Origin of the sequence: Aeromicrobium sp. CnD17-E (assembly GCF_024124745.1) — a bacterium.
Taxonomy (GTDB): domain Bacteria; phylum Actinomycetota; class Actinomycetes; order Propionibacteriales; family Nocardioidaceae; genus Aeromicrobium.
Genome location: NZ_JAMXRU010000125.1, coordinates 1 through 8134 on the forward strand (window position 1 = coordinate 1; position 8134 = coordinate 8134).

The window sequence follows — 8134 nt, forward strand, 5'->3', positions numbered from 1 at the left end:
ACCCTTGCCGAGGCGGTGCGGGGGCTGGCGGCCGACGGCACCAGCGTCCTCGGGGCTGCCGTCGCCGCCGCGCGACCCGCCCCGACGGCGGCCGGTTCCTGAAGGTCGTCGAGGAACTCCGTGTTCCTCTGGTGTCCGCGCGCCGGTCGGTCTAAGTTCGGTGGCATGTAGACAACGCACGACCGAGCGCAGGGAGGCCCCCATGGAAATCGTCGTCAACGGCCGCAACAGCGAGATCTCCGACCGGTTCCGCCAGCACGTCGAGGAGAAGCTGCACCGGGTCGAGAAGTACGACCAGCGCCAGAAGATCAACCGTGTCGAGGTCGAGGTCACCCACGAGAAGAACCCGCGGCAGCACGAGCAGGCCGCGCGCGTGGAGATGACCCTCCGGTCACGAGGCCCGGCGGTCCGGGCCGAGGCCAGCTCGACCGACCAGCACTCCGCGCTCGACGCGGCCATCGACAAGCTCGAGGCCCGGCTGCGGCGCGCCGCCGACCGCAAGCGCATCAGCCACGGCAAGCGCCGGCCCGTCTCGATCGCGGAGATGCCCGCGGAGGTGCCGTCGGGCCTGCTCGACGGGTCCGGCGACGACAACGACGTCGAGACCACCACGATCGCCGGCGTGCAGGTGCAGGGCGACTGCCCGCTCGTGGTGCGCGAGAAGACGCACCAGGGTGTCCCCATGACCCTCGAGCAGGCGCTGTACGAGATGGAGCTCGTCGGTCACGACTTCTACCTGTTCCTCGAGAAGGACTCGATGCGACCCAGCGTCGTGTACCTCCGCAAGGGCTACGACTACGGAGTCATCCACCTCGACGTCGACGAGTCCGGCGACCTGTCGGGCGACGTCGCCCCCTGACGGATGCCGCTCGTGCGTGGCATGATGCACGGGTGACTTCTCGGGCGCCCCGCATCCGCGTGCTGCTCGTCGACGACCAGGAGCTCTTCCGGCGCGGCGTGTCGATGGTCCTGGGCGCCGATGCCGACCTCGAGCTCGTCGAGGTCGGTGACGGCGACCAGGCCATCGCGGCCGTCGAGGAGACACCAGCCGACGTGGTGCTCCTCGACGTGCGGATGCCGGGGCGCTCCGGCGTGGAGGTCTGCAAGACCATCAAGTCGATCTCGCCGTCGACGGGCATCATCATGCTCACCGCGAGCGACGAGGAGTCCGACCTCTACGAGTCGATCCGCAGCGGTGCGTCGGGCTACCTGCTGAAGGACGGCTCGACCTACGACCAGGTCGCCGAGGCCGTCCGCCTCGTCGCGGCCGGCCAGTCGCTGATCAGCCCGAGCATGGCGACGAAGCTCCTCGACGAGTTCGTCCAGATGTCGCGCAGCCCGGCTCCCGCCACCGCGCAGCTGACCGCCCGCGAGCTGCAGGTCCTGCGGCTCGTCGCCAAGGGGCTCAGCAACCGCGAGATCGCCGAGGAGCTGTTCATCAGCGAGAACACGGTCAAGAACCACATCCGCAACATGCTCGAGAAGCTGCAGATGAAGTCGCGCATGGAGGCCGCCATGTACGCCGTGCGCAGCAACCTGCTCGACGACCCGGTCTGAGCCGCGGTCCGAGCCCCGTCCTGGGGTCCCAGGCAGGGCCGCGGCGCCGGTGTCGGTGCCGCCCGGCAGGATGCTCGACGTGACCGAACGTCTCACCACGCTGCAGGCCCGTCGGGTCGCGCTCGCCGCGCAGGGGTTCACCCGCGCACGCCCGACCGCCGTCGGACGACCCCACCTGCGCAGCACGCTGCGCCGGCTCGGCTTCTTCCAGATCGACTCGGTCAACGTGCTCCAGCGGGCCCACCACCTCCCGCTGTACTCGCGGTGCGGCCCCTACGACCTCGAGCTGTTCCACCGGGCGGCCGGCCGGTCGCCGCGGCTCATGTTCGAGTACTGGGCGCACGTGGCCACGTTCGTCGACGTCGACCTGTGGCCCGCCATGCAGCACCGCATGGCGTCACGGCGCGGGCTGTGGGGCGGGCCCGACCGCATCGCCCGCGAGCAGCCGGAGCTCGTCGAGGCCGTGCTGGCGCACGTCGCGGAGCACGGTCCGCTCACCGCGCGCCAGGTCGACGCCGCGCTCGGGCAGGAGCGCGAGCGCGACCGCTCGCACTGGGGCTGGAACTGGACGGCCACGAAGAACGCCCTCGAGTTCCTGTTCCACGGCGGACGCCTGACGTCGGCGCGCCGCACGGCGCAGTTCGAGCGCGAGTACGACCTCCCCGAACGGGTCATCCCGGCCGACGTCCTCGCGCGCCCCGCCCTCGACGAGGCCGAGGCGCACCGCGTGATGGTCGAGCACGCGGCCCGCGCCCACGGCGTCGCGACCCTCCCGTGCCTGCGCGACTACTTCCGGTCGGCGCCGGAGCCGACCCGCGCCGCCGTCGAGGACCTCGCCGACGCAGGTGTGCTGCTGCCCGTGCACGTGCAGGGCTGGGACCGCCCGGCGTGGCTGCACCACGAGGCCACGCGCCCGCGCGCGGTCCGCGCCCGGACGCTCCTCAGCCCCTTCGACCCGCTCGTCTTCGAGCGCGAGCGCACCGAGCGCCTCTTCGGCTTCCGCTACCGCATCGAGATCTACGTGCCCGAGGCGCAGCGTGAGTACGGCTACTACGTGCTGCCCTTCCTGCTCGGCGACGCGATCGTCGCGCGGGTCGACCTCAAGGCGGACCGTGCGCGCGGCACGCTCGTCGTCCACGGGGCCTGGTCCGAGCCCGGCGCCCCGGCCGACACCGCGGTCGAGCTGGCCGAGGAGCTGCGGACCATGGCGCGTTGGCTGGGCCTCGGCGCCGTCGAGGTCGGCGAGCGGGGCGACCTCGCGGCGGACGTCCGCACGGTCGTGTAGCCGTCGGCGCGCCACCCGTGCCCGCCGTGCTGGTCCCGCGGCATACACTGCGAGAGGTCCGTCTCACCAACTCAGGAGTGCGTCCACCGTGCCCAAGGTCATCGACAAGATCCTCCGCGCCGGCGAAGGCAAGATCCTTCGTCAGCTCGCCGCGATCTCGAAGCAGGTCAACGCCCTCGAGGACGAGTTCCGCGCCATGAGCGAGGACGAGCTCCGCGGCATGACCGCCGAGTTCCGGGAGCGGCTCGACCAGGGCGAGACCCTCGACGACCTCATGCCCGAGGCGTTCGCGACGGTGCGCGAGGCGGCCAGCCGCGTGCTCGGACAGCGTCACTTCGACGTGCAGGTCCAGGGCGGCGCCGCGCTGCACCTCGGCAACATCGCCGAGATGAAGACCGGTGAGGGCAAGACCCTCGTCGCGACCCTGCCCAGCTACCTCAACGCGCTGTCGGGCAAGGGCGTGCACGTCATCACCGTCAACGACTACCTGGCGCGCTACCACGCGGAGTGGATGGGCCGCGTCTACACCTACCTCGGCCTCAGCGTCGGCATGATCCTGCCGAACATGACGCCCCCGGAGCGTCGCGACGCCTACGCGTGCGACATCACCTACGGCACGAACAACGAGTTCGGCTTCGACTACCTGCGCGACAACATGGCCGACGACATCGCGGCCTGCGTCCAGCGCGGGCACAACTTCGCCATCGTCGACGAGGTCGACTCGATCCTCATCGACGAGGCGCGCACGCCGCTCATCATCTCGGGCCCCACCGAGGACGAGGTCAAGTGGTACGGCGAGTTCGCGCGCATCGTCGGCGCCATGACGATCGACACCCACTACGAGGTCGACGAGAAGAAGCGCACCGTCTCCGTCACCGAGGAGGGCATCGACAAGGTCGAGGACCAGCTCGGCATCGACAACCTCTACGACGCGGTGAACACCCCGCTGATCAGCTTCCTCAACAACGCCATCAAGGCCAAGGAGCTGTTCAAGCGCGACAAGGACTACGTCGTCATCGACGGCAACGTGATCATCGTCGACGAGCACACCGGACGCATCCTCGACGGCCGCCGCTACAACGAGGGCCTGCACCAGGCGATCGAGGCCAAGGAGGGCGTGCGCATCCGCGAGGAGTACCAGACCCTCGCCACGATCACGCTGCAGAACTACTTCCGCCTGTACGACAAGCTCGGCGGCATGACCGGTACGGCCATGACCGAGGCGAGCGAGTTCGACAAGACCTACAAGCTCGGCGTCGTCCCGATCCCGACCAACAAGCCGGTCGCGCGCATCGACCAGCCCGACCTCGTCTACCGCACGGAGGCCGCGAAGTTCGATGCCGTCGTCGCCGACATCGAGGAGCGCCACGCCACGGGCCAGCCGATCCTGGTCGGCACCACGAGCGTCGAGAAGAGCGAGCGGCTGTCCAAGCTGCTGAAGAAGCGCGGCATCCCGCACGAGGTGCTCAACGCCAAGCAGCACGAGCGCGAGGCCGCGATCGTCGCCGTCGCCGGTCACCGCGGCGCCGTCACCGTCGCCACCAACATGGCCGGTCGAGGCACCGACATCATGCTCGGCGGCAGCGTCGAGTTCCTGGCCGACGCCGAGCTGCGCAAGCAGGGTCTCGACCCGCTCGAGAACGCCGAGGAGTACTCGGCCGCCTGGCCGGCCACGCTGGAGCGCATCGAGGCGCAGGTCGCCGAGGAGAAGGAGGCCGTGCAGGCCGCCGGCGGCCTCGCCGTCATCGGCACCGAGCGGCACGAGTCCCGACGCATCGACAACCAGCTGCGCGGCCGGTCCGGACGCCAGGGCGACCCGGGCGAGACCCGCTTCTACCTGTCGCTCGAGGACGACCTCATGCGCCTGTTCAAGGCCGACTGGGTCAACTGGGTCCTGCAGACGATGAAGATCCCGGACGACGTGCCGATCGAGAACAAGCGCGTCACCAACGCCATCGCGTCGGCCCAGACGCAGGTCGAGGCGCAGAACTTCGAGACCCGCAAGAACATCCTCAAGTACGACGACGTGATGAGCCGTCAGCGCGAGGTCATCTACGGCGAGCGGCGCAAGGTGCTCGAGGGCGCCGACCTGGAGGACCAGGTGCGCACGATGATCACCGACACCGTCACGGGCTACGTGAACGGTGCCACCGAGGGCTTCCCCGAGCAGTGGGACCTCGAGCAGCTGTGGACCGCGCTGCGGACGCTCTACCCGGTGTCGCTCACGATCGAGGAGGTCGAGGACGAGGCGGGCGGCCGTGAGGCGCTCTCGCGCGAGTCGCTCGTCGAGACGATCACCGCCGACGCGCTCACGGCGTACGACCGTCGCGAGGAGGAGCTCGGCGCCCCGGTGACCCGCGAGCTGGAGCGTCGCGTGGTGCTTAGCGTCCTCGACCGCAAGTGGCGCGAGCACCTCTACGAGATGGACTACCTGCGCGAGGGCATCGGCCTGCGTGCCTACTCCCAGCGCGACCCGCTGGTGGAGTACCAGCGCGAGGGCTACGAGCTGTTCAGCGCCATGATGGACGGCATCGCCGAGGAGTCCGTCGGCTTCCTGTTCAACCTCGACGTCCAGGTCGAGGAGACCCCGACCGACGACGAGGAGCACCCGCACCTGCAGGCCAAGGGCCTGGAGCCGAAGGGCGAGCAGAAGCTGTCCTACTCCGCGCCCTCGGAGGACGGTGACGTCGAGGTGCACAGCGACACCGAGGAGCCTGCCGGCGACAAGCAGCGTCAGGCCAACCAGAAGTCGAAGGCACGGCAGAAGTCGAAGGCGGCGCGCCAGTCGCGCAAGCGCAACCGCTGACCGGCACCGCCCGCGTCGAAGGGCCCGCACCGTCTCCACGGTGCGGGCCCTTCATCGTCTCGTCCGGGCGGATCAGGCCCACTCGAGCGCGGTGCACGTCCAGACCGGGCGGCCGCGCGGCGACGTGACGAGCTCGAGGCGGACGGCGATCGCGTGCGAACGTCCTCGGTGCACCATGCGGCCCGTGACCTCGACGGCCCGCTCGCTCACGACCGACAGGTGCACCGACGCGAGCCGACCGCCCGCGGGGCGGCGGTCCTGCCGTGTGGGGACGCGACCCTGCCGCACGAGCGCCGTCACCAGGGCGCGGTGCGCGTCGGGCGTCATCCACGCCGACAGCTGCCGCGCGGGCCGACCGCCGCACAGCACCTCGGTCACGCCCTGCATGAAGCGGGCCAGCGGTGCCCGCAGCTGCCGGGCGAGCTCCTCCCCGTCACGGGTCTGCGGCACCGGCACGACGGAGGTGGGCGAGCCGGGCAGCGGCAGCGGGAGCTGCGCCGGCAGGGCGTCCTCGTCCGTGACGAACCGGGCGGGCGAGCGCAGCTCCGTCGACGTCCTCATGCCGACTCCCGCGGTGCCGTGAGGCGTTGTCCTGGCTGGAGCAGGTCCGGGTCGGGGCCGACCACGTCGCGGTTCTCCCGGTGCCACCGCTCGGTAGACGAGGCGACGTCGGCGACGCTCGCGCGGGGTCCCGCGTGCGAGGCGGCGATGCTCCACAGCGAGTCGCCCGGCGCCACCACCACCGTGTCCGCGTCGGGGGCCGGTCGCGTCGGTGGTCCCGTCGGCGGAGCGTCGTGGACCCCCGAGGTGGGGCGGTCGGGGAGCACGAGGCCGTCGAGCGTCGTCGCGGCGGGCCTTGGGTCGGGGGAGGGCGACGCAGTGGCGTGCGCAGTGCCGACCGACAGCGTGGTGACGACGCCGGCCACCAGCGCGCCCCGGACGGCACGGGGCAGCAGCCGCGCCGCGACGAGCGTCGCACGGCCACCGACGAGACCGAGGCCGAGCGCGCCGGCGGCCCATGCCGCGACCGCGAGGAGGATGAGCTCGAGCAGGGAGGTGAGGGCCGTCGGGAACGATGCTGCTTCCAGTCGCGCGAGGGTGCCCTCCACCGACGGCCCCCGGACGAGGAGCACCAGGACGGAGACGAGCCAGCACAGGTGACCGGACCATCGAAGACGCATGATGTCTTTTCCTGACGTTTGACGACGTTTGATGACATCGAAGGTCGCTAGACGGGCATGGTCAAGGCCCCGTGCACAGGTGAGGCCGGAGATGGGACGGAGGTACGGTGCTGGCATGCGCTGGGAGCGTCTCTTCGCCGAGCTCGAGGCGTCGCTCGACGACGACGCCCTCCTCGAGCGCGACGCGCTGGTCGCCGAGCTCCGCGACGAGGAGTGGTCACGGACGCCGTGGCGCTCGTTCCTCGGGGGTCACGTGGAGCTGGAGCTGCTGGGCGCCGGTCGGCTGGTCGGGGAGGTCGGGTTCGCGAACGACCGGCTCGTGCGCCTCGACGCCGGCGGCGTCGAGCACGTGGTCGCGGTCGACGCGGTCACCGGGGTGCGCACCGACGGACGCGCCCCGGCGCCGTCCACGGTCGACGCCCGGCTGGGCTGGCCGCACGTGCTCCGACGGCTGCGGGACGACGGCGACGAGGTCCGGGTGGTGCGGACCGACGGCGCGACGCTGCGCGCGCAGGTGGCACGAGTCGTCGACGGGGGTGTCGTGCTGCGCACCGCCGAGCGTGACCTGCTCGTCCCCCTGCGGGCCCTGGCCGTCTTCACCCTGGACCGATGACCCGCTGGGCCGATGAGCCTGCCGGGGCCGGCCTGCGTCAGCGTGGGACGTCGTCGGGCTGGTCGGCGAGGTCGGCGTCCGACAGCTCGGCGACGGCCTGCTCGGCTCGGGCGTACTGGCGGCGGATGTAGTCCTCGAGCTGGTCGTTCTCGACCCGCCACTGGTTCCGGCCGCCGATCTGGATGCCCTTGAGCTCGCCCGAGCGCACGAGCGCGTACACCTGGCGCACCGTCACGTTCAGCACCTCGGCCACGTCGGCGAGGGTGAGGAACCGAGGAGTCGCGTCGGACATGGGCCCATGGTCCCACGGCCTGGTGTCACCGGCCGTGACGGTCTCGGGGCTGTGGACGGGCGTCCCGATCCACACCCCCATGCTGGACGACATCGCTGCCATCGCAGTAGAAACGGGCCATGCTGATCGGGCGGGGGCCACGGCGAGGTGGCGACGTGAGCAGGACCGGAGCGGTACCGGCGGGGGCGTGGGGAGGGCCCGCCGCGCGGCTGAGGCAGCAGCCCTGGACGGACCCGCGGCTGGTCCTCGGGGTGCTGCTCGTGCTCGGCGCGACGGTGCTCGGCGCGTCCGTGGTCGCCGCCGCCGACGACACCCAGCCGTACTGGGCGCTGAGCCGTGACGTGGAGGCGGGCGACCCGGTCCGGCGCGGCGACCTGGTCGAGACCCGCGCCCGGGTCGA

8 protein-coding genes and 1 pseudogene are annotated in these 8134 nt (G+C 71.4%); 6 read left to right on the top strand and 3 right to left on the bottom strand.

The window, feature by feature from the left end:
• Positions 1-202 precede the first annotated feature (202 nt).
• The 4 genes from hpf (at position 203) to secA (ending at position 5648) form a co-directional block, all read left to right on the top strand.
• The gene (gene hpf, locus NH339_RS16225) at positions 203-859 is read left to right on the top strand and encodes a ribosome hibernation-promoting factor, HPF/YfiA family (RefSeq protein ID WP_253027062.1); all 657 of its coding nucleotides are present in this window, start codon (positions 203-205) and stop codon (positions 857-859) included.
• A 32-nt stretch (positions 860-891) separates the two neighbouring features.
• A complete protein-coding gene (locus NH339_RS16230) occupies positions 892-1557 on the top strand; it encodes a response regulator transcription factor (RefSeq protein ID WP_236749822.1) in 666 nt (221 codons plus the stop codon).
• A 79-nt stretch (positions 1558-1636) separates the two neighbouring features.
• On the top strand, positions 1637-2842 hold the full coding sequence (locus NH339_RS16235) for a winged helix-turn-helix domain-containing protein (RefSeq protein WP_374208338.1): 1206 nt from the start codon (positions 1637-1639) through the stop codon (positions 2840-2842).
• Between the two features lie 100 nt (positions 2843-2942).
• On the top strand, positions 2943-5648 hold the full coding sequence (secA, locus tag NH339_RS16240) for a preprotein translocase subunit SecA (RefSeq protein WP_253027068.1): 2706 nt from the start codon (positions 2943-2945) through the stop codon (positions 5646-5648).
• 72 nt (positions 5649-5720) lie between these two features.
• On the opposite strand, the gene NH339_RS16245 is transcribed toward secA, so the two are convergent.
• On the bottom strand, positions 5721-6209 hold the full coding sequence (locus NH339_RS16245; RefSeq protein ID WP_253027063.1) for an Rv3235 family protein: 489 nt from the start codon (positions 6207-6209) through the stop codon (positions 5721-5723).
• Positions 6206-6829: a LysM peptidoglycan-binding domain-containing protein gene (locus tag NH339_RS16250; protein WP_253027064.1), complete on the bottom strand. Its 624-nt coding sequence runs from the start codon at positions 6827-6829 to the stop codon at positions 6206-6208. The genes NH339_RS16245 and NH339_RS16250 overlap by 4 nt, the downstream gene beginning before the upstream one ends.
• Positions 6830-6944: 115 nt before the next feature.
• Between NH339_RS16250 and NH339_RS16255 the strand changes: the two genes are divergently transcribed.
• Positions 6945-7442, top strand: a complete 498-nt coding sequence (locus NH339_RS16255; RefSeq protein ID WP_253027065.1) for a hypothetical protein — start codon at positions 6945-6947, stop codon at positions 7440-7442.
• 37 nt (positions 7443-7479) lie between these two features.
• Here the strand turns inward: NH339_RS16255 and NH339_RS16260 are convergent, their stop codons facing one another.
• The gene (locus NH339_RS16260; RefSeq protein ID WP_253027066.1) at positions 7480-7734 is read right to left on the bottom strand and encodes a helix-turn-helix domain-containing protein; all 255 of its coding nucleotides are present in this window, start codon (positions 7732-7734) and stop codon (positions 7480-7482) included.
• A 155-nt stretch (positions 7735-7889) separates the two neighbouring features.
• Between NH339_RS16260 and NH339_RS16265 the strand changes: the two are divergent.
• Positions 7890-8134, top strand: a pseudogene (locus tag NH339_RS16265) (hypothetical protein); the annotation flags it as partial.

What these genes read in the sequence shown, in the direction of transcription:
- NH339_RS16260 (WP_253027066.1), bottom strand. Translation starts at nt 7,734, where the DNA reads ATGTCCGACGCGACTCCTCGGTTCCTCACCCTCGCCGACGTGGCCGAG.
- NH339_RS16255 (WP_253027065.1), top strand. Translation starts at nt 6,945, where the DNA reads ATGCGCTGGGAGCGTCTCTTCGCCGAGCTCGAGGCGTCGCTCGACGAC.
- NH339_RS16245 (WP_253027063.1), bottom strand. Translation starts at nt 6,209, where the DNA reads ATGAGGACGTCGACGGAGCTGCGCTCGCCCGCCCGGTTCGTCACGGAC.
- hpf (WP_253027062.1), top strand. Translation starts at nt 203, where the DNA reads ATGGAAATCGTCGTCAACGGCCGCAACAGCGAGATCTCCGACCGGTTC.
- NH339_RS16250 (WP_253027064.1), bottom strand. Translation starts at nt 6,829, where the DNA reads ATGCGTCTTCGATGGTCCGGTCACCTGTGCTGGCTCGTCTCCGTCCTG.